At 76.7% G+C, this 21,475-nt stretch carries 6 protein-coding genes; 1 reads left to right on the top strand and 5 read right to left on the bottom strand.

Going from position 1 to position 21,475, the window contains the following annotated elements:
• Positions 1–256 precede the first annotated feature (256 nt).
• On the top strand, positions 257–3,079 hold the full coding sequence (locus ACFY3U_RS21365; RefSeq protein ID WP_387204310.1) for an AAA family ATPase: 2,823 nt from the start codon (positions 257–259) through the stop codon (positions 3,077–3,079).
• Between the two features lie 86 nt (positions 3,080–3,165).
• Here ACFY3U_RS21365 and ACFY3U_RS21360 read toward each other — a convergent pair whose 3' ends face one another.
• The 5 genes from ACFY3U_RS21360 to ACFY3U_RS21340 all read right to left on the bottom strand — a co-directional run bounded on the left by ACFY3U_RS21360 (position 3,166) and on the right by ACFY3U_RS21340 (position 21,463).
• Complete coding sequence (locus ACFY3U_RS21360) at positions 3,166–4,521, bottom strand: glycosyltransferase (protein WP_387204307.1); 1,356 nt, start codon at positions 4,519–4,521, stop codon at positions 3,166–3,168.
• A 12-nt stretch (positions 4,522–4,533) separates the two neighbouring features.
• On the bottom strand, positions 4,534–5,370 hold the full coding sequence (locus ACFY3U_RS21355; protein ID WP_387204304.1) for an ABC transporter permease: 837 nt from the start codon (positions 5,368–5,370) through the stop codon (positions 4,534–4,536).
• On the bottom strand, positions 5,367–6,401 hold the full coding sequence (locus ACFY3U_RS21350; protein WP_387204303.1) for an ABC transporter ATP-binding protein: 1,035 nt from the start codon (positions 6,399–6,401) through the stop codon (positions 5,367–5,369). Before ACFY3U_RS21350 ends, ACFY3U_RS21355 begins: the two co-directional genes overlap by 4 nt.
• Before the next feature lie 85 nt (positions 6,402–6,486).
• A complete protein-coding gene (locus ACFY3U_RS21345) occupies positions 6,487–12,009 on the bottom strand; it encodes a type I polyketide synthase (protein WP_387204300.1) in 5,523 nt (1,840 codons plus the stop codon).
• Between the two features lie 25 nt (positions 12,010–12,034).
• The gene (locus tag ACFY3U_RS21340) at positions 12,035–21,463 is read right to left on the bottom strand and encodes a type I polyketide synthase (protein WP_387204297.1); all 9,429 of its coding nucleotides are present in this window, start codon (positions 21,461–21,463) and stop codon (positions 12,035–12,037) included.
• Positions 21,464–21,475: the final 12 nt, after the last annotated feature.

Raw genomic sequence — 21,475 nt, 5'->3', positions numbered from 1 at the left:
CCGAAACGGTGGGGTCCCAGGACCGTTGTCGCTCACCGGAGCCGGTGCCAGACTCGCCTTCAGCCGGAACGTTTCGTCCGACGACGCGCTCCGGTGGGGAGGATTCCAGGGTCCACCCGGCCGGCGGCCCAGTGTGCACCACCCCTGTTCCGCGGCAGCGGCGGGTGTGGTGAGGGCCGCCGACGGCACCGGGTGGAGCGGCGTTCCGGCGGCGGTGATTCCGGCGTGCCGCGGACGAGAAGGGCTGACAGGACACGTGCTGGTACAGCGAGAGGAACAGCTCAACCTGCTGCGCGAGACCTTCCGCGGCTGCGAACGGCAGCGCAGGGGACACGTCTCACTCGTCACCGGCGCGGTGGGCAGCGGCAAGACGAGCGTGCTGGAGTCGTTCGGCGACTGGGCCGCCACCGCCGGCGGCCGGGTGGTCAGCGCGGCCGGGTCGCGGGCCGAGCGCGGGTTGCACCTAGGGGTGCTGGGCCAGCTCCTGCAGGGGGCGCGGCTCTCCCCGGACGTGGGGGCACGGGTGGACCGCCTGCTGCGAGACTGCCCGGCGTCCCCGCCGGAGCCCGGGCAGGACACCGCCGACAGGCCCGTCGACGACGACCGGGTCTGGGCGCCGGTGCTGCACGGCCTGTTCAGCACGCTGCTCGACCTGGCCGAGTCGGGGCCGCTCGTGCTGGCCGTCGACGACGTGCACCACGCCGACCCGGCATCGCTGCACTGCCTGCTCTACGTCGCCCGCCGGCTGCGGCACACCCCGATCATGGTGGTGCTCACCGAGGCGCGCACGCCCCGCCCGTCGCACCCCCACTTCCGGGCTGAGCTGTTCAGCCAGCCCCACTTCACCCGGATCACCCTCCCGCCACTGACCGTCGAGGCGATCGCCCGGCTGGTCGACGACGACGTGCAGCCGGCGGCCCGGGAGACGGCCGAGCGCTGCCTGCGGATGACCGGCGGCAACCCGCTGCTCACCCGCGCCCTGATCGAGGAACGGCCGCGGCCGGAGCCGGACGACGAATCCGCCACGGACGCGGTTTCCGGCGACGCGTTCGACCAGGCCGTGCTCGGCTGCCTGTACCGGCACGAGCCGGGGGTGCGCCGGGTGGCGCAGGCGATGGCCGTGCTGGATCGCCCGGGCGGCCAGGCGGACCTGCTCGGTCACCTGCTCGACGTGGTGCCGGAGTCCGTCACGCCGATGGTCCAGGTGCTGCGCACCACCGGCCTGCTCGACCAGGACCGGCTGCGCCACCCCCGGATCCGGCGCTCCATCCTGGGCGACATGTCCGTCGACGAGCGACGCGGTCTGCACCAGCGCGCCGCCGAGGTGCTGCACGAGCACGGCGTCGAGCCGGGCAACGTGGCCGAGCACCTGGTCGCGGCCGGCTGGGCGGAGGCCGGCTGGACCGTACCGGTGCTGCACGACGCCGCCGCGCAGGCCCTCGCCGCCGGCCGGCCCGACGTGGCCGCCGGCTGCCTGCGCCTGGTCGGCCGGGCCGAGATGGACGACGAGCAGCGGATCACCAGCACCGCGATGCAGGTCAGGGCGCGCTGGCAGCTCAACCCGCTGGCGGTCAACGGCCAGCTCGACCAGCTGGTCGGGGCCGCCCGGGCCGACGGCTGGCCCACCGGCGCCGCCCTGTCCGCCGTGCCGTACCTGCTGTGGCAGGGGCGGCTCGAGGAGGCCGACGAGGCGATCGCGGGGTGCGCCGGCGACGACGAGCAGGCCCACTCGGCCGCCGCCGGACGCCAGCGGGCGATGCACCTGCTGCGGGGACTCTCCCACCCGGACCATCTGGCCGCCGTACGCGAGGCGGCCGGCACACCGCGGACGGCGCTGCTGACCGGGAGCTCCTCGTCCGCACAGGCGCTCGCCCTCGTCGGCGCGGCGCTGACCCCTACCGGTGACCACGACCCGGTCGCCGGCGCCGAACAACTGCTGAACCGCCACCACGGGGACGACGGCATGCTCCCGCTGCTGGCCGCGCCGCTGCTGGCGCTGCTCTGGGCCGGCCGCGCGGACCGGGTGGCCGCCTGGTCGGCGGCGTTGCTGGACCGACCGGCCGTGCGGCACGCCCCGCTCTGGCGGGCGGTGCTGCGGGCGCTGCGCGCCGAGGCGGCGCTGCGCCTGGGTGACCTGACCCTGGCCGACCAGCAGGCCCGCGCCGCCCTGGACGATCTGCCGGTGGCCGCCTGGGGGGTCGCCGCGGCAGGCCCGCTGGCCACGCTGATCGCCTGCGCCACCGAGTCCGGGCGGCACACCGAGGCCGACCGCTGGCTGGCGCAGAGCGTGCCGGCCGGCACCTTCCGCACCCCGCTCGGCCTGCACTACCTGGCCGCCCGGGCCCGTCACCACCTGGCGCTCGGCAGGGCCCACGCGGCCACCACCGACCTGCGTCAATGCGCCGAGTTGATGCGCGCCTGGGGCGTGGACGTGGCCGGGCTGGTGCCCTGGCGGCTGGAGCTGGCCCGGGTGCAACTGGCCGTGGGCAACAAGCCGCACGCCACCCAGCTGCTGCAGGAGCAGCTGCGGGCGCCGCACGGGGTGGACGCCCGCACCCGGGGCCGGGCGCTGCGGCTGCTGGCCGGCACCACCGCGCCGGACCACCGGCGCAAGCTGCTCAGCGAGGCGGTGAACCTGCTGCAGGGCTGCGGCGACCGGCTGGAGCTGGTCCGCGCGCTCGGCGACACCGGACAGACGTTGCAGCGGGCGGGCGACTCGGCACAGGCGCGGTTGCTGGTCCGTCGGGCGTACCAGCTGGCCCAGGACTGCGGCGCGTCGGTGCTGGCCCAGCGGCTGGTCCGGCGGGAGCCCGGCAGCGTCCCCGCGGGCCCGCCGACCGACCCGCCGGAGCCGGAGGACGGGCTCAGCGAGGCCGAACGCCGGGTGGCGGCGCTCGCCGCGCAGGGCCACACCAACCGGCAGATCTCCAGCAAGCTGTTCATCACGGTGAGCACCGTGGAGCAGCACCTGACCCGGGTCTACCGCAAGCTCGACGTCAAGCGCCGCTCGGACCTGCCCGGCCGGCTGCTGGCCTTCGCCGAGCCGCTGGCCGAGGAGATCCAGACCGCGTCGGCCTGAGCACGACGCGCAACGGCGGGGCCCCGCTCGACCCGGACGTCGAGCGGGGCCCCGCCGTTGCCGGAAGCGTCGAGCGGGGCGCCGACCTACCGGCTCAGCACCAGGTCGGCGGCGGCCTGCACCCCACCGGCCCGGTGCAGGCAGTCGCGCCAGCGGGCGGCCCGGTCGGCGAAGGCCGGCTCGGCGAGCAGCCGGCCCAGCTTGCCGACGATGTCGTCGACGTCGAGCGGGTCCTCGTGCTCGACGGCCAGCGCCAACCCGGCGTCGACCACCCGCACGGCCCCGTCGTAGCAGTCGAACCAGAACGGCATCACCAACTGCGGCACCCCGAACCAGGCCGCCTCGTGGATCGCGTTGGCGGCGGCGTGGTTGAAGAAGACCCGTACGTGCGGGTGCGCCAGCACCTCCACCTGCGAGGGCAGCCACGCCTCGACGCGCAGGTTGGCCGGCATCTCGCCGGCCGGCGGCAGCAGCTCGTGCCGAGCGGCGGGCAGCTTCCACAGCACCTGGTGCTCCGGGCCGAGCCGGGCCGCCATCTCGACCAGCGCGGCCACCTGGGCGGCGCTCGGGCGCATGATGGTGCCGAACCCGACGTAGACCACCGACTCGTGGGCGTCGAGCCAGGCGCGCAGCTCGGCGCCGTCCGGGCTGGGCACGATCTCCCGGGGCACCATCGAACCCACCGTGCGCAGGTGCGCCGGCGCGGTGTCGAACGGGTACTCCAGCCCGAACACCGTGTAGGCGAGCAGCGCCTCCGCCGCCTCGGCGTACTGGGAGGGGCGCAGCTCGACGTTGCTGATCCCGGCCGCCGCGCGCCGCTCGGCGGCGGCGGTGCCGCGCGCGAGCCGCTCCGGCTCGGTCAGCGTGGCCAGCAGCGCCGCGCGGTAGCGGTCGTTCGCCGCCCGTTGGCTCGGGTTCATCGCCAGCGGCAGCCCGGACAATGCCATCGGGTACGCCGGCGGCAGGCTGTCCTGGAGGAAGTTCGACGGCGGCACCGTGACGCTGATGACGAACGGCACCCCGCGGGTGGTCGCCGCGTCCAGGCCGAACGAGGCGAACGAGTCCACCACCGCCCGCGCCGGGCGTACCTCGTCGATCACCGCCAGGCAGCGTTCGTAAAGCTCGTGCAGGTGGTCGAAGTCGGTGGACGCGTCGACGTAGCTGGCGAAGTTGACCACCCGCGAGCCGGTGGACATGCGGCGATGCGTCTCGTCGTCCCAGTGCTCCGGGCGGACCTCCACCCGGGGCGGTCCGAGCGAGACGAAGCGCACGTCACCGCCGCCGGGCAGCGCCTCGATCTCGGCCCGGCGCTCGTCGGTGCAGGCGAACCGGACCGGCCGGGCGGCCCGGAGCTTCAGCTCACCGGCCAGGGTCAGCAGCGGGTTGAACAACCCCGCGCTGCCGGAGCTGACCAGCAGCAGCGGGGCGTCGTCGGGGTTCATCGCGGCCGGCCCCTAGTCCATCGCCCGGCGCATGAAGCCGCGGATGCCGACGGCGGTGAAGACCACGAACACCCCGGCGAGCACGACCAGGTCCAGCCAGAGCGGCACCGACTCGACGCCGGGCGGCGCGACGAGCGACCGGGTGGCCTCGCTTACGTAGGTGAGCGGGTTGAGCGCGCAGACCACCTGGAACCAGGGCAGCGAGTCCAGCGCGCGCAGCGGGAACTGGGTGGCACCGGTGAACATCAGCGGCGTCAACGTGACCGTGAACATGATCTGGATCCGGTGCGGCGGGACCAGGGTGCCGAAGGTCAGGCCCATGGCGGCGCCGACCAGCGCGCCGGCCGCCAGCACGCCCGCCACCGGCAGCAACGTGGACAGCGGCCAGGTGACGCCGAGGATCAGCATGCCGACCGGAATGAGCACCAGGCCGGCCACCAGGCCGCGGATCGCCCCGAAGACGATCTTCTCGAACGCGACCAGCGGGATGGCCATCGGCGACAGCAACCGGTCCTCGATCTCCCGGGTGAAGGAGAAGTCCATCACCATCGGCAGCGCGGTGTTCTCCAGGCCGATCAGGAACGCGTTGAGCGCGATGATGCCGGGCAGCAGCACGTTGGCGAAGTCGGCGCTGGCGTACCCCAGGTCGGTGAGCACCTTCCCGAAGATCAACAGCATGAACAGCGGCTGGAGGAAGACCTGGGCGAGGAACGCACCCACCTCCCGGCTGGTGACGAACATGTCCCGCCAGAGCACCGCTCGGAACGTGGTGAGCTGGTCGCGCAGGCGTACCGGTGGGGGTGCGGCGACGGCCGGCGTGGCCGGCGCGGCGGGGGCGGTGACGGTCACCGAAGTTCCCTTCCGGTCAGGTGGATGAAGACGTCCTCCAGGCTGGGCTGGCCGACGCTGAGATCGCGGACCTCGCAGCCGAGGTCGGTGAGGACCTTCAACGCCATCGGCACGGCGTTGGCCGGGGCGCCGCCGGTGTAGACCCGGAACGACAGCGGCGCGTCCGGGTCGACGGGGGCGTCCGGCACCGGCATCGGGGGCATGCCGGGGAACATCGGCAGCTCCGCCGCGCCGCCCGCGCGCAGCCGTTCGACCCGTTCCACGTCCGGCACGTCGGCGAGCGCGGTCTGCACCGCCTCCACCGGGGCGCCGGGCGCGACCACCAGGGTCAGCGTGCTGCTGCCGGGCAGGGTCCGGGTCAGCGCGGCCGGCGTGTCCAGGGTGAGCAGCTTGCCGTGGTCGACGATGCCGACCCGGTCGCAGAGCTTCTCCGCCTCCTCCATGTCGTGCGTGGTCACCACGACGGTGACCCCGGAGCGCTTCAGGTCGGCGATCCGGTCGTGCACGAACAGTCGGGACTGCGGGTCGAGGCCGGCGGACGGCTCGTCGAGGAAGAGCACCCGGGGCGCGTGCATCAGCGCCCGGGCGATCATGGTGCGCTGCGCCAGGCCGCCGGAGAGGAAGTCGGTGCGCGCCTTGGCGAAGTCCTTCAGGCCCATCTGCTCCAGCAGCTCGTCGGCCCGCCGGACGCGGCGCGCCCGGGACACCCGGTGGTACGCCGAGTGGAACAGCAGGTTCTGCCGGACGGTGAGCGCCCGGTCCAGGTTGACCCGCTGCGGCACCACCGCGAGCAGTTGCCGGGCCACCGCGGGTGCGCGGGACACGTCCGCGCCGCAGACCAGGGCACGGCCCGAGGTGGCCCGCACCCGCGTCGTCAGCACCCCGATCGTCGTGGTCTTGCCGGCGCCGTTCGGCCCCAGCAGACCGAAGACCTCGCCCGCGGCGACCGAGAAGCTCAGTCCGTCCACCGCCGGCGGCATGTCGGGCCGGTACTTCTTGACCAGCCCGTCGACCACCACTGCCTCGTCCACGTCGTCATGCTCCCGTCCTGGGTCCTGGTAAGACAGTTGTCCGCCGCCGCCTTAGGGGGCACTAGGGGCAGCGCAAGGGGCCGCCTCACAGCCCCCGCTCGGCGAGCCACCCGTCGACGGTGGCGGCGAGTTCCGGGCCGCGTTCGCCGACCATGGTGAAGTGGTCACCGGCCGCGTCCCGCGTCTCGTGCGGGTACGGCCACACCGACCGCCATCCGCCGGGTTCCCCGGTCCACTCCCCCAGCGGCTCGCTGGCGCGCACCAGCAGCGTCGGCGCTGCCATCGGCGCGGGACGCCAGTCCAGGAACAGCGGCAGGTAGCCGGCCCACGCGGTGGCCCGGTGGTCGTCCATCGGGGTGTACGCGCTGTCCCGCTCGACCATCCCGTCGAGCAGTTGCGACGTCCAGCCGCCGAGCACCTCGCTGCCGGGCGGGTAGGTGTCCATCAGCACCACCGCGGCCGGCGCCCGGCCGTTCCGGTCCAGCTCGGTGGCGAGCAGGTTGGCCACCATGGCGCCGCCGGAGTGGCCGGCCAGCACGAAGTCGCCGGATCCGACCGCGCGCAGCACGGTGTCCGCGTGCACCCGCAGCAGCGCGTCGAGGTCGGCGGGCAGCTCCTCGCCGACGCCGAAGCCGGGGTTGGGCAGCGCCCACACACCGCGCCGGCCGCGCAGCCCGGCGGCGACGCGGGCGTACTCGTGCGCGCCGGAGAGCAGCGACATGGTGCAGCAGCAGACCACCGGCGTGGCCGGCCCGTCGGCCAGCCGCATGACGGCGGCCGGTCGGGTCAGCTCCTCCGGGGTGCGGAAGCTGGGCCGGAACTGGGCCAGCTTGACCAGCAGCTCGGCGTAGCCGGCCGCGTCGGCGCGCGCCTTGGGCTCGCGGAACAGCCCACCGAGCAGGCCGCCCGCGCCCTCCGGTGACGCCGCGTCGGCGGTCGCGTCGGCGGTCGGCCCGCCGAGGATCGCGCCGAGCAGGTGGCCGGCCAGCGCGACCGGGGTGGGGTGGTCGAAGAGCAGGGTGGCGGACAGCTCGGCGCCGGTCTCCTGGCGCAGCGCGTCGCGCAGCTCCAGCGCGGTGAGCGAGTCGAAGCCCAGCTCCAGGAAGTCCCGGTCCGGCTCGACCGCGCCCGGCCCGGCGTGCCCGAGGACGGTGGCCGCCTGCGCCCGGACCAGGTCCAGCAGGATCCGCTGCCGGTCGGCGGCGGGCACGGCGGCCAGCCGGTCCCGCAGCGCGGTCGCCGGGTCGGAGCCAGTCGCACCGGTCGGGGCGGCCGGTTCGGTCACCGCGTCCGGCACGCCGCGCAGCAGCGGGGCCGGGCGGACCGCGGTGAACGCGGGCACGAACGCCGGCCAGTCGACGTCCGCGACGGCGACCTCGTCGCCGCCGGCGGCGACGGCCCGGTCCAGCGCGTCGAGGGCCATGCCGGGATCCAACGGGCGGATCCCCCGGCGGCGCAACTGCTCCGGGTCGGTGGCCTCGCCGTGCCACGGCGCCCACGCCAGCACCGTGGCCGGCCGGCCCGCGGCCCGGCGGCGGGCGGCCAGGGCGGACAGTCCGGCGCCGGTCGCGGCGGTGACCGCGGCGCCGCCGCTGCCCCAGGTGGCGGCCGTGGAGACGAAGATCAGGAACTGGTCGACCGGGTGGTCGGCGCAGACGGCGTCGAGCCGGGCCACGGCAGCCAGGTGCGCGCCGACGGTGTCGGACAACCGGTCCGGGTCGGCCGCCGCGACCGGCTCGCCGGCCCCGCCGGCGTCGGCCACGTGCAGCACGGTACGCACCGGCGTGCCGGCCGCGGCCAGCCGCGCCAACGCGGCGGCCAGCGCGTCCATGTCGTCCACGACGGTCGCGTCGACACCGCACACGGTGGTCCGTTCGACGCCGTCCACCATGGTTCGCTCGACACCGTCCACCGAGGTCCGCTCGACGCCCTCGCCGGTGGTCCGCTCGACGCCGTCCGGGCCGGCCCGGTCGGTGCCGGCCGGCAGCGGCGGGCCGGCCAGCAGCAGGTGGGTCGCGCCCGCCTCGGCGAGCCGGCGCAGCAGGTGCGGGCGGCGGACCGGGGCGTCACCGTGCACCAGCACCGCGCCACCCGGCCGCCACGGGCGGTCGACGCCGGCCGGCGCGCGTTCCAGCCGGCGGGCGCGCAGGCCGCCGGCGCGGACCGCGAGCTGGTCCTCGACACCGTCCCCGGCCACCACGCGGGCGAGCCGGGCGACGTCGGGGCCGGCCGGTTCGGCGGGCAGGTCCAGCAGGCCGCCCCAGAGCCGGGGGTGTTCCAGCGCCAGCACCCGGCCGAGTCCCCAGACGGTGGCGACCGTCGGGTCGGGCGCCGGGTCGTCGGCATCGACGGCGACCGCGCCCCGGGTGACGCACCACAGCGGCGCGGTCACCCCGGCGTCGGTGAGCGCCCGCACCAGCGCGACGGTGCCGGCGAGGGCGTGCGCCCCGGCGGGCAGCAGCGAGACCACCCGGACCGGGGTGACGGTGTCGAGGCGGTCGCGCAGCGCGCCGGCCGGGTCGACGCCGGACGGCACCGGCACCGGGTCCAGGCCCGCGGCGCGTACCGCGTCGGCGACGGTGTCGAGCAGGTCGCCGGGTGGGCCCACGATCAGGCACGGCCCGGTGGGCGCGGCGCCGGTCGGCGGGTCGACCGGGGTCCAGCCGGTCCGGTAGCGCAGTCCGTCCAGGGTGGCCGCCCGGCGGCGGCGGTCCCGGTAGCCGGTCAGCGCCGGCAGCAGGTCGCCGAGCGGGCCGGCCGCGTCGTCGTCGAGGCCGAGCAGGTCGGCGAGCGCGGCCGGGTCGCCGCCCTCGGCGGTGGACCAGAACTCGCCGTCGGCCGGGTCGGCGGGGCGCGGGGTCAGGTCGAGCCGGATCGGGTCGGGCCAGAACCGCTCGTGCGCGAACGCGTACGTGGGCAGCTCGACCCGGGTCGCGTCGGTGCCGGCGAACAGCGCGGGCCAGCGTACGCCGGCGCCGCGCAGGTCCACGGCGGCGAGCGCGGCGAGCAGGCCGGCCGGTTCGGACAGCTCACGCCGGGCGACCGGCACGAACGCGGCCGGTTCGGCGTCGGGCAGGCACTCGCGGGCCAGCGCGGTCAGCGCGGCGTCCGGGCCCAGGTCCAGGAAGGTGCCGGTCCCGGCGGCGGCGAGCGTGGCCACCGCCGACGAGAACCGCACCGTGTCGCGGACGTGCTCGACCCAGTAGCCCGGGTCGGTGGCCTGCGCGTCGGTGAGCGGCTCGCCGGTGCGGTCGGAGACCAGCGGCACGCTCGGCGGCTGCCAGGTGATCTTCTCGGCGACCACCCGGAACTCGGCCAGCATGTCGTCCATCCGGGCCGAGTGGAACGCGTGGCCGACCCGCAGCCGGCGGGTCCGGCGGCCCTGGGCGGCGAGCCGCTCGCCGGCGGCGAGCACGGCGTCCTCGTCGCCGGAGAGCACCACCGACTCGGGGCCGTTCACCGCGGCCAGCGCCACCCGCGCGTCGAGCAGCGGCGTCACCTCGGCGGCGGACGCGCGGACCGCGAGCATCGCGCCGCCGGCCGGCAGCGCCTGCATGAGCCGGGCCCGGGCGGCCACCAGCGTGGCCGCGTCCGGCAGCGACAGCACGCCGGCGACGTGCGCGGCGGCCAGCTCGCCGACGGAGTGGCCGAGCAGCTGCGCCGGGCGCAGGCCGAGCGCGGTGACCAGCCGGTATGCGGCCACCTGGTAGGCGAAGAGCGCGGGCTGGGTCCACTCGGTGCGGTCCAGCAGCGCCGCTTCGGGGGTGTCCGGCGCGGCGAACGCCACCTCGCGCAGCGGCCGGCTCAGGTGCCTGTCGAGTTCGGCGGCCGCCTCGTCGAACGCGGCGGCGAAGACCGGGAACCGGCGGTGCAGCTCGGCGCCCATGCCGGGCCGCTGGCCGCCCTGCCCGGGAAAGAGGACGGCGAGCTTGCCGGCGGTCCGGGCCACGCCGCGGACCACGCCGGGCGCGGGCCGGTCCTCGGCGACCGCGCGCAGCCCGGCGCGCAGCGCCGCCGGGTCGTCGCCGGTGACCGCGGCCCGGTGCGGCAGCGCCGCCCGCGTGGTGAGCAGCGCGTACGCGACGTCGGCCGGGCGCAGGTCGGGGTGGGCGTCGAGGTGCTCCAGCAGCCGGCGGGCCTGCCCGGCGAGCGCCGGCCCGGAGCGCGCGGAGACCACCCAGGGCGCCGGCGGGGCCTGGCGTCCGGCCGGCGGGGTCGGAGCGTCCTCGGTCTGTTCGATGACGGCGTGGGCGTTGGTGCCGCTGACGCCGAACGCTGAGACGCCGGCCCGGCGCGGGTGACCGGTCGCCGGCCAGGGCCGCGCGTCGGTCAGCAGCTCCACCGCGCCGGCCGTCCAGTCGACGTGCGGGGTGGGCCGGTCGACGTGCAGCGTGGCCGGGAGCCGGCCGTGCCGCATGGCGAGCACCATCTTGATGATCCCGGCGACGCCGGCGGCGGCCTGGGTGTGCCCGATGTTCGACTTGACGGAGCCGAGCAGCAGCGGCGTGGACCGGTCCTGCCCGTACGTGGCCAGCAGCGCCTGCGCCTCGATCGGGTCGCCGAGGGTGGTGCCGGTGCCGTGCGCCTCGACCACGTCGACGTCGGCGGCGCTGAGCCCGGCGTTGGCCAGCGCGGCGCGGATGACCTTCCGCTGGGCGGGGCCGTTGGGCGCGGTGAGGCCGCTGCTGGCGCCGTCCTGGTTGACCGCGGTGCCGCGGACCACGGCGAGCACCGGGTGGCCGTGCCGGCGGGCGTCGGAGAGCCGCTCGACCAGCAGCATGCCGACACCCTCGGACCAGCCGGTGCCGTCGGCGGCGGCGGCGAACGACTTGCACCGCCCGTCGGTGGACAGGCCACGCTGGCGGGAGAATTCCACGAACACGGTGGGGGTGGCCATCACGGACACCCCGCCGGCCAGCGCCAGCGTGCACTCCCCCAGCCGCAGCGCCTGGCAGGCCAGGTGCAGCGCGACAAGCGACGAGGAGCAGGCGGTGTCCACGGTGACCGCCGGGCCCTCCAGGCCCAGCGCGTACGCGATCCGGCCGCTGGCCACCGCGGCGGCGCTGCCGGTGCCGAGGTAACCCTCGACGCCGCCGCCGACACCGGTGAGCAGCGCCGCGTAGTCGCCCTGGCTGCTGGTGGCCGCGTACACGCCGGTCGGCGCGCCGCGCAGCGCGGTGGGGTCGACGCCGGCGGACTCGAACGCCTCCCAGGCGGTCTCCAGCAGCAGACGCTGCTGCGGGTCCATGGCCAGCGCCTCGCGCGGGCTGATGCCGAAGAACGCCGGGTCGAAGTCGCCGGCGTCGGGCAGGAAGCCGCCGTCGCGGACGTAGGAGGTGCCCCGGCTGGCCGGGTCGGTGTCGTAGAGCGCGTCGAGGTCCCAGCCCCGGTCGGCGGGGAACGGCGCCATCGCGTCGCGGCCGGCGTCGACCAGCTCCCAGAGCTGCCCCGGTGAGCGGACGCCGCCGGGGAACCGGCAGCTCATCCCGATGATCGCGACCGGTTCGCTGAGCCGGTCGGTGAGCTGCTGGTTCTGCTGCTTGAGCTTCTGGTTGTCCAGCAGGGACGCGCGCAGCGCGCCCACCACCTCGTCCAGTGAGACGCTCATCGGGCCCTCCCTGCGGCCGGCCGGGTCACGAGTCGGATCCTTCGAGGGCCATCCGGACCAGCCCGGCGACGTCTAGGTCGCGGATCTCGGCGGCCGGCGCGGCCGGCGTCGGCTCCGCGGCCGGCGCGGCGGTGTCCTGGCCGAGGCGCAGCAGCTCATCGAGCAGGCCGGCCTGGCGCAGCCGGTCCAGCGGGATGGCCGCGAGCACCCGCCGGACCGTCTCCTCGTCGGCGGCGCCGGGCGGCTCGGCGCCGCCGGGGAACAGCTCGTCGTCGAGGTACGCGGCCAGCCCGGCCGGGGTCGGGTAGTCGAACACCACGGTGGTGGGCAGCTCCCGCCCGATCGCGGCGGTGAGCAGGTTGCGCAGCTCCACCGCGGTCAGCGAGTCGAACCCGAGGTCGAGGAAGCCCCGCTCCGGCTCGACCGCGTCGACCGAGGGGTGGCCGAGCACCTTCGCCGCGTCGGTGCGCACCAGGTCCAGCAGCGCGTCCCGGCGGTCGTCGGCGGGCAGCGCGCGCAGCTCGGCGAGCCGGTCCCGGCTCTCCGGCCCGGTCGCCGCCGGCTCGGCGGCGGCGGTGGCGAGCGCCCGCACGGCCGGCAGGTCGGCCAGCAGCGGGCTGGGCCGCAGTGAGGTGAACAGCGGGTGGAAGGTGGCCCAGTCGACGTCGGCGACGGTGACGCAGGTGTCGCCGGCGGCGAGCGCGTGCCGCAGCCCGGCCATCGCCGGCCCCGGCGGCAGCACCCGCAGGCCGCGGCGGCGCAGCTGCTCCGGCGCGTCGTCGTCGAACATGCCGGACTCGGTCCACGGCCCCCAGGCCACCGACGTGGCGGGCAGCCCGCGGGCCCGGCGCCGCTCGGCGAGCGCGTCCAGCGCGGCGTTGCCGGCCGCGTACCCGCCCTGCCCGCCGCTGCCCCAGGTGGCGGCGATGGAGGAGAAGAGCACGAACGCGTCCAGCTCGACGCCGTCGAGCAGCTCGTCGAGCAGCTCCGCGCCGGCCAGTTTCGGGCCGACGACGTACGCCAGGTCCTCCAGGGTGGTCTCGGCCAGCGGCACCACCTCGCTGACCCCGGCGGCGTGCACGACGGCGCGCAGCGGCGGCCCGTCGGCGCGCAGCTCGGCGATCAGCGCGGTCATGGCGGTCCGGTCGGCGGCGTCGGCGCGGGCCACCCGGCAGTCGACGCCGGACGCGGCCAGCTCGGCCAGCAGCTCGGCCGCGCCCGGCGTGTCGACGCCGCGCCGGCTGGTCAGCACGATACGTTCGGCGCCGGCGTCGGCCGCCCAGCGGGCCACGTGCCCGCCGAGCGCGCCGGTGCCACCGGTGATCAGGACGGTGCCGCGCGGCTGCCACGGCGTGCGCTCCCCGTCGGTGGCGGCGGTGGCGAGCCGCCGGGCGTACGTCGCGTCGCCGCGTACCGCGAGCTGGTCCTCGGTGGTGGTGGTCAGCAGGGTGGCGAGCCGGTGGGCGGTGTCATCGTCCCCGGTGGCGGGCAGGTCGACCAGGCCGGCCCAGCGGGCGGGCTGTTCCAGCGCGGCGACGCGGCCGAGGCCCCACAGCGCCGCCTGCCGGGGGCGGGGCGGGGCGTTGTCGTCGGCGACGCCGACCGCGCCCCGGGTGGCGCACCAGAGCCGGGCCGGCGCGTCCAGGTCGGTGAGCGTCTGGAGCAGTCCGACGGTGGCGGCCAGGCCGCGCGGCAGCGCGGGATGCTCGGCGTGCGGGGTCTCGTCCAGCCCGAGCAGGGACAGAATGCGTGGCGGCCCGTCGGCGGTGGCGGCGGTGACCAGCTCGGTCAGCCGGGTGGCCAGTTCGTCGGCGTCGGCGGCGGTGTCCACCGGCGCGGTGGTGGCCGCTGGGCCGAGCGCGCCGGCCAGCGCGACCAGGCCCGGTTCGGCGGCCCGGTCGGCGGGCAGCAGCACCAGCCAGCGGCCCGGTCCGTCCGGCGCGGGCCCGGTGGTGGTGTCGACCGGCTCCCAGCGCACCCGGTAGCGGCTGCCGTCCACCAGCGACCGTTCCCGGCCGCGTCGCCGCCAGGCCGACAGCGCCGGCAGCACGGCGTCGAACGGCTGGTCCGGAGCCACGTCCAGTTGGGTGAGCAGGCCGTCCAGGTCCTCCGCCTCGACCGCCGCCCAGAACCGGCGTTCCACCTCGGTGTCCTCGGTGGGCGGCGCGGTCAGCCAGGCCGGCGGCTGCGGCCAGTAGCGCTGCCGGTCGAACACGTGGGTGGGCAGGTCGGCCGGTTGCGGATCGGTGCCGGCGTGGAGCGCGGGCCAGTCCACCGGGACGCCGTGCACGTGCAGGGCGGCCACGGCGCGCAGCAGGGTGAGCGGTTCCGGCCGGTCCCGACGCAGCGTGGGCAGGACCGGCGGGACCGGCCCGGCGGCGGCCAGCACGCCCTGGGCCGGCGCGGTGAGCACCCCGTCCGGGCCCACCTCGAGGTAGGCGGTGCAGCCGAACTCGCGCAGGGCGGTGACCGCGTCGGCGAAGCGTACGGCGTCCCGGGCGTGCCGGGCCCAGTAGCCGGGCGCGCCTACGCCGGCCACGTCGACCGGCGCGCCGGTGACGGTGGAGATCAGCGGCACCGTCGGCGGGTGGTGCGGCAGCCGGGCGGCGAGCGCGGCCAGCTCGTCGAGCACCGGTTCCATCAGCGGGCTGTGGAACGCGTGGCTGACGGTGAGCCGTCGGGTGCGTACCCCTCGTGCGGTCCACTCGGCGGCGGCGGCGTCCACGGCGTCGGCGGCGCCGGCGACCACGACGGCGGCGGGGCCGTTGACGGCGGCGACGGCGAGCCGGTCACCGAGCGCGGCGCGGACGTCGTCCTCACTCGCGGCGACCGCGAGCATCGCGCCGCCGTCGGGCAGCGCCTGCATGAGCCGGCCGCGGGTGGCGACCAGCTCGGCGGCGTCGGCCAGGGTGAGCACCCCGGCGGCGTACGCGGCGGCGAACTCGCCGATGGAGTGCCCCGCCACCGCGTCCGGGCGCAGCCCCCAGGCGCTGAGCAGCCGGAACAGCGCCACCTCGACGGCGAACAGCGCCGGCTGGGTGAACTCGGTGCGGTCCAGCAACGCCGCCTCGTCGCTGCCGGGGTCGGCGTCGAGCAGCGGGCGCAGCGGCCGGGCCAGGTGCGGGTCGAGCGCGGCGCACGCCTCGGTCAGCGCGTCGGCGAACACCGGGTACGCGGCGGCCAGCTCGCGGCCCATGCCGGGTCGCTGCGCCCCCTGCCCGGAGAACAGGTACGCCACCCGGGGCCGGGTGGCCACCGCGCCGGTGACCAGCGTGGGCGAGTCGTCGCCGGTGGCGAGCGCGCGGAGCCCGGCGCGCAGCGCCCGCCGGTCGGTGGCGAGCACGACCGCGCGGTGGTCCAGCGCGGGCCGGGACACCGCCGAGGACCAGCCGACGTCGACCAGCGGGGGCGCGGTCGGGCCGGCGAGCCGGTCGGCCCACGGCGTGGCCTGAGCGGCCAACGACCCGGCCGTACGGGCGGACAGCAGCACCGGCACCACCGGCGGCTCCGCCGGCTCACCGGTCGGCACCGGCGGCTCGGGGGCCTGCTCCAGGATGGTGTGGGCGTTGGTGCCGCTGATGCCGAACGAGGAGACGGCGGCGCGGCGCGGCCGGCCGGTCAGCGGCCAGGGCCGCCCCTGCGTCAGCAGGTCCACCGAGCCGGTCGTCCAGTCCACCTGGTCGCTGGGCGCGTCCACGTGCAGCGTCGGCGGCAGGTAGCCGTGGCGCAGCGCGAGGATCATCTTGATCACCCCGGCCACGCCGGCGGCGGCCTGGGTGTGGCCGATGTTCGACTTGATCGAGCCGAGCAGCAGCGGCCGGTCCTCGGGGCGGCCCTGCCCGTACGTGGCCAGCAGCGCCTGCGCCTCGATCGGGTCGCCGAGCCGGGTGCCGGTGCCGTGCGCCTCGACCGCGTCCACGTCGCCCGCGTCCAGCCGGGCGTTGGCCAGCGCCGCCCGGATGACCCGCTGCTGGGCCGGCCCGTTGGGAGCGGTGAGCCCGTTGGACGCGCCGTCCTGGTTGACCGCGCTGCCGCGTACCACGGCGAGCACCGGGTGGCCGTTGCGGCGGGCGTCGCTCAGCCGCTCGACCAGCAGGACGCCGACGCCCTCACCCCAGCTGGTGCCGTCGGCGCCGGCGGCGAACGCCTTGACCCGGCTGTCCGGGGAGAGTCCGCGTTGCCGGCTGAAGCCGACGAACACGCCGGGGGTGGACATCACGGTGACGCCGGCGACCAGCGCCAGGGAACACTCGGCGGCGCGTAGCGCCTGGCCGGCCCAGTGCAGCGCGACCAGCGACGAGGAGCAGGCGGTGTCGACGGACACGGCCGGCCCTTCCAGCCCGAGCGTGTACGACACCCGGCCGGAGAGCACGCTGCCGGCGTTGCCGGTCATCAGGTGCCCCTCGGCGCCCTCGGCGGTGAGCATGAGGTTGCGGTAGTCCTGGTAGTTGGTGCCGACGAAGACGCCGGTGGGGGTGCCGCGCAGCGTCCGCGGGTCGATGCCGGCGCGTTCGATCGCCTCCCACGAGGTCTCCAGCAGCAGCCGCTGCTGCGGGTCCATGGCGAGCGCCTCGCGCGGGCTGATGCCGAAGAAGCCGGGGTCGAAGTCGGCCACGTCGGGGAGGAAGCCGCCCTGGCGGGCGTAGCTGGTGCCCTCGACGGCCGGGTCGGTGTCGAAGAGTCGGTCGAGGTCCCAGCCCCGGTCGGTGGGGAAGTCGCCGATGGCGTCGCCGCCGGCGGCGAGCAGTTGCCACAGCCGTTCCGGGTCGTCCGCGCCGCCGGGGAAGCGGCAGCTCATCGCGACCACGGCCAGCGGCTCGTCGGGGGTGGCCACGGCGGCCGGCCCGTCGACCGGCGCGCCGGCGCCGGTGAGCAGCTCGTCGAGGTGCCCGGCGAGCACCGCCGGGTTCGGGTAGTCGAACGCGAGCGTGGCGGGCAGCCGCAGCTCGGTGGCGGTGGCGAGCAGGTTGCGCAGGTCCACCGCGGTCAGCGAGTCGAGGCCGAGGTCGCGGAACGGGCGGGTGACGGGCACGTCGTCGGCGGCGCCGTAGCCGAGCGCGGTGGCGGCGCACTGGCGGACCAGGTCGCGCAACGTCTCGGTGCGCTCGGCGGCGGTACGGCCGGCGAGCTGCCGGGCCAGCGCCGAGCCGGGCTGGTCGGCCGGTTCGGGCGTGGTCGGTGTCTCCGCCGGGCGCAGCGCGTCCTGGACCTCGGGCAGGTCGCCGAGCAGCGGGCTGGGCCGGACCAGCGCGAACGCGGGCGCGAAACGACCCCAGTCGACGTCGGCGACGACCACTGTGGGTTCGTCGCGGCCCAACGCCCGGGCCAGCGCCGCGACGGCCAGTTCCGGGTCCATGGCGACCATGCCGCCGCGCCGCAGCCGCTGCTGGGCGCGTTCGTTGTCGGCGGGCAGGCCGGCGCCGGCCCAGGCGCCCCAGGCGACGGAGAGCGCCGGCAGCCCGTCGGCGCGACGCCGGTGCGCGAGCGCGTCCAGGTGGGCGTTGGCCGCGCCGTACGCGCCCTGGCCGGCGTTGCCGGTGGTGCCGGCGACGGAGGAGAAGAGCACGAACGCGTCCAGCTCGTGGTCGCGGGTGAGCGCGTCGAGGTGGTCGGCGGCGGCGCTCTTGGGCGCGGCGACGGTGTGCAGGCGGGCCGGGGTGACGGTGTCCACGATGCCGTCGTCGAGCACGGCGGCGGTGTGCAGCACGGCCCGCAGCGGCGCGTCGTCGGGCAGGTCGGCGAGGAGCGTGGCGAGCTGGGCGCGGTCGGTGACGTCGCAGCGGGCCACGGTGACGCGTACCCCGAGGTCGGTCAGCTCGGCGGCGAGGTCGCCGGCGCCGGGGGCGTCAGGGCCGCGGCGGCTGGCCAGCAGCACGTGCGCGGCGCCGGCCCGGGCGGCCCAGCGGGCCAGGTGCCCGCCGAGGCCGCCGGTGCCGCCGGTGATCAGCACGGTGTCGCGCAGCCGAACGGTGTCGTCGGCGAGGTCGGTGGACCGGCTGAGCCGGCGGGCGTGGGCGCCGGTGGCGCGGACGGCGATCTGGTCTTCGGGGCCGTCGGCTCCGAGCACGGCGCCGAGGAGCGCGGCGGTGGTCGCGTCCAGCTGGTCGGGCAGGTCGACCAGGCCGCGCCAGCGGGCCGGGTGTTCCAGCGCGACGGCTCGGCCGAGGCCCCAGACGGCGGCGGCGGCCGGGTCGGGGGCGGGGTCGGTGTCGCCGGTGGTGACCGCGCGGCGGGTGGCGCACCAGAGCGGCGCTTCGACGCCGAGCGTGCCGAGCGCCTGGACCAGGTGGGCGGTGCCGGCGACGCCGAGGGTGGTGGCCGGGTGCTCGGGGTGGGCCCGCCCGTCGAGGCCGAGCAGGGAGAGCACGGCGGCGGGCCCGTCGGCGGGCAGCGCGGCGCGCAGCCGGTCGGCGAGCGCGGCCGGGTCGTCGGCCGGGTCGACCGGTACGGGTACGGCGTCGGCGCCGACGTTGCCGAGCGCGCCGAGCACGCCGGTGACGAGCGGGTCGTCGGCCAGGTCGGCGGGTACGGGGACCAGCCAGGCGCCGGTGAGCCGGGTCAGCGGCAGGTCGGGCAGCGGGGTCCAGGTGACCCGGTAGTGCCAGCGGTCGGGGTCGGGTTCGCCGTCGCGCTCGGTGACGAAGCGGGGCGGGGCGGGCCAGTACCGCTGGTGGTCGAAGGCGTAGGTGGGCAGCGCGACGCTGTCGGCTTCGGCCAGCACGGCGGTCAGATCGACGGGCAGGCCGATGCTGTGCGCGGTCGCCAGGTTGGTCAACAGCCGGGTCGGGTCGTCCTCACCCCGACGCAGCGTGGACAGCGTGTGCCCGGCGGTGCCGGTGTCGTCCAGGATCGCGGTGACCGGCATGGCCAGCACCGGATGCGGGCTGATCTCCACGAACGTCGTGTGCCCCGCCTCGACCGCGGTGCGGACCGCCGTGTCGAAGCGGACCGTGCGGCGCAGGTTGTCGTACCAGTAGTCCGCGGTCATCGTCGCCGGGTCCACCCAGTCCCCGGTCAACGTGGACACCAGCCGGGTGTGACCCGCCTGCGGCGTCACGTCCGCCAGGTCGGCACGCAACTGCTGGGCGACCTCCTCCACGGCGGCGGAGTGCGACGCGTAGTCCACCGGGATCAACCGGGCGCGGATGCCGTCGGCCTGACACGACTCCACCAGGTCGGCGACCGCCTCCGGCGGACCGGAGACCACCACGGTCGCCGGGCCGTTGATCGCCGCGATTCCCACGCCTGCGAACCGGGATCCGTTCGCGGCCGGACCGGTGTCGTCGCCGGCCGACCTCGCGCCGACGGACGCCGTCGCGCTGCCCGCCAGCCGCGCGGTGACGTCGTCGGCCGACAGGTCGACCGACGCCATCGTGCCGGTGCCGCGCAGCACCGACAGGGCACGTGACCGCAACGCCACCGTCTTCGCGGCATCGTCCAGGGACAGGATCCCGGCGACGCACGCCGCGCCGATCTCCCCCTGTGAGTGCCCGATCACCGCCTGCGGCGTGACCCCGACGTGCCGCCACACCGCGGCGAGGGCGATGCCGACGGCCCACAGGACCGGCTGCACCACCTCGACCCGGTCCAACCACGACTCGTCGTGGCCGGTCAGCACCGACACCAGGTCCACGTCCAGGTACGGCGCCAACGCCGCCTGACACTCGGCCAACGCGGCGTCGAACACCGGCGTCCGACCCACCAGACCGGAAGCCATCCGCGCCGACTGCGCACCCTGACCCGGGAACACGAACACCGGGCCGGCAGGCCGCTCGGCCGTGCCGGTCACGACCGCCGCCGACGGCGTGCCCGCCGCGAGCGCGTCCAGGCCGGACAGCAGCTCCTCGACCGACGCCCCGACCACGGCGGCCCGCTGGTCGAACGCCGACCGGGTGGTGGCCAGCGACCAGGCCACCGCGGCCGGCTCGGCCGGGTGGGCGCGCAGGTGGGCGGCCAGCCGCGCGGCCTGCCCGGCCAGCCCGCCCCGGGTACGGGCGGAGAGCGGCCAGGCGGTGACGTCGGCGTCGACCAGCCCCGGGGCGGGGACGGGCGCGCTCGACGCGGGCGCCTCCGGCGCCTGTTCCACGATGACGTGCGCGTTGGTGCCGGAGATGCCGAACGAGGAGACCGCCGCCCGGCGGGGACGGTCGCGCTCCGGCCACGGCCGCGCCGACGTCACCAGCTCCAGTGCCCCGGACGACCAGTCGACGTGTGGCGACGGCTCGTCCACGTGCAGCGTCGCCGGCACCAGTCCGTGCCGGATGGCCAGCACCACCTTGATCACCCCGGCCACCCCGGCGGCGGCCTGGGCGTGCCCGATGTTCGACTTCACCGAGCCGAGCAGTGCCGGCCCGGCGTCGCCGCGGTCCTGCCCGTACGTGGCGAGCAGCGCCTGCGCCTCGATCGGGTCGCCGAGCGTGGTGCCGGTGCCGTGCGCCTCGATGAGGTCCACGTCGGCGGTGGCCAGCCGGGCGGCGGTGAGCGCCTGGCTGATCACCCGCTGCTGGGCGGGCCCGTTCGGGGCGGTCAGGCCGTTGGACGCGCCGTCCTGGTTGACTGCGCTGCCGCGCAGCACGGCGAGCACCGGGTGCCCGTTGCGGCGGGCGTCGGAGAGCCGCTCCACCAGCAGCCACCCGACGCCCTCGGAGAACCCGGCGCCGTCGGCGGCGGCGGCGAAGGAGCGGCACCGCCCGTCCGGGGACAACGCGCGCTGCCGGCTCGACCCGATGTAGAGGCCAGGCGTGGCCATCACGGTGACGCCGCCGGCGAGCGCCAGCTCGCACTCCCCCGCCCGCAGCGCCTGCGCGGCCAGGTGCAGCGCGACCAGCGAGGAGGAGCAGGCGGTGTCGATGGAGACGGCCGGGCCCTCCAGGCCGAGCGTGTACGACACCCGGCCGGAGGCGACCGCCGCCGCGCCGCCGGTCATCGAGTGGCCCTCGTCGCCGTCGGGCGACATCATCAGCAGCGTGCCGTAGTCCTGCCCGTTGGTCCCGACGAACACCCCGGTGCGGCTGCCGCGCAGCGCGGCGGGGTCGATGCCGGCCGACTCGACGGCCTCCCACGCGGTCTCCAGCAGCAGCCGCTGCTGCGGGTCCATGGTGAGCGCCTCGCGGGGGCTGATGCCGAAGAACGCGGCGTCGAAGTCCCCGGCCGCGTCGAGGAAGCCACCCTCGCGGGCGTACGAGGTGCCGGGGTGGTCGGGGTCGGGATGGTAGAGCCGGTCGAGGTCCCAGCCCCGGTCGTCGGGGAACGGGGCGACCGCGTCCCGGCCGTCGATCAGCAGCTCCCACAGCTCCTGCGGGTCGCGTACGCCGCCGGGCAGCCGGCAGCTCATCGCGACGATCGCCACCGGCTCCAGTTCCTGGGACTGGGCCTCGCTGAGCCGGCGGCGGGTGTCGTGCAGGTCCGCCATGACCCGCTTGAGGTAGTCGCGGAGCTTGTCTTCATTGGCCATCGGGAGCCGCTT

Source organism: Micromonospora sp. NPDC000089 (assembly GCF_042899365.1).
Classification (GTDB): Bacteria; Actinomycetota; Actinomycetes; order Mycobacteriales; family Micromonosporaceae; genus Micromonospora.
This window is presented reverse-complemented; position numbering and strand designations above follow the sequence as displayed.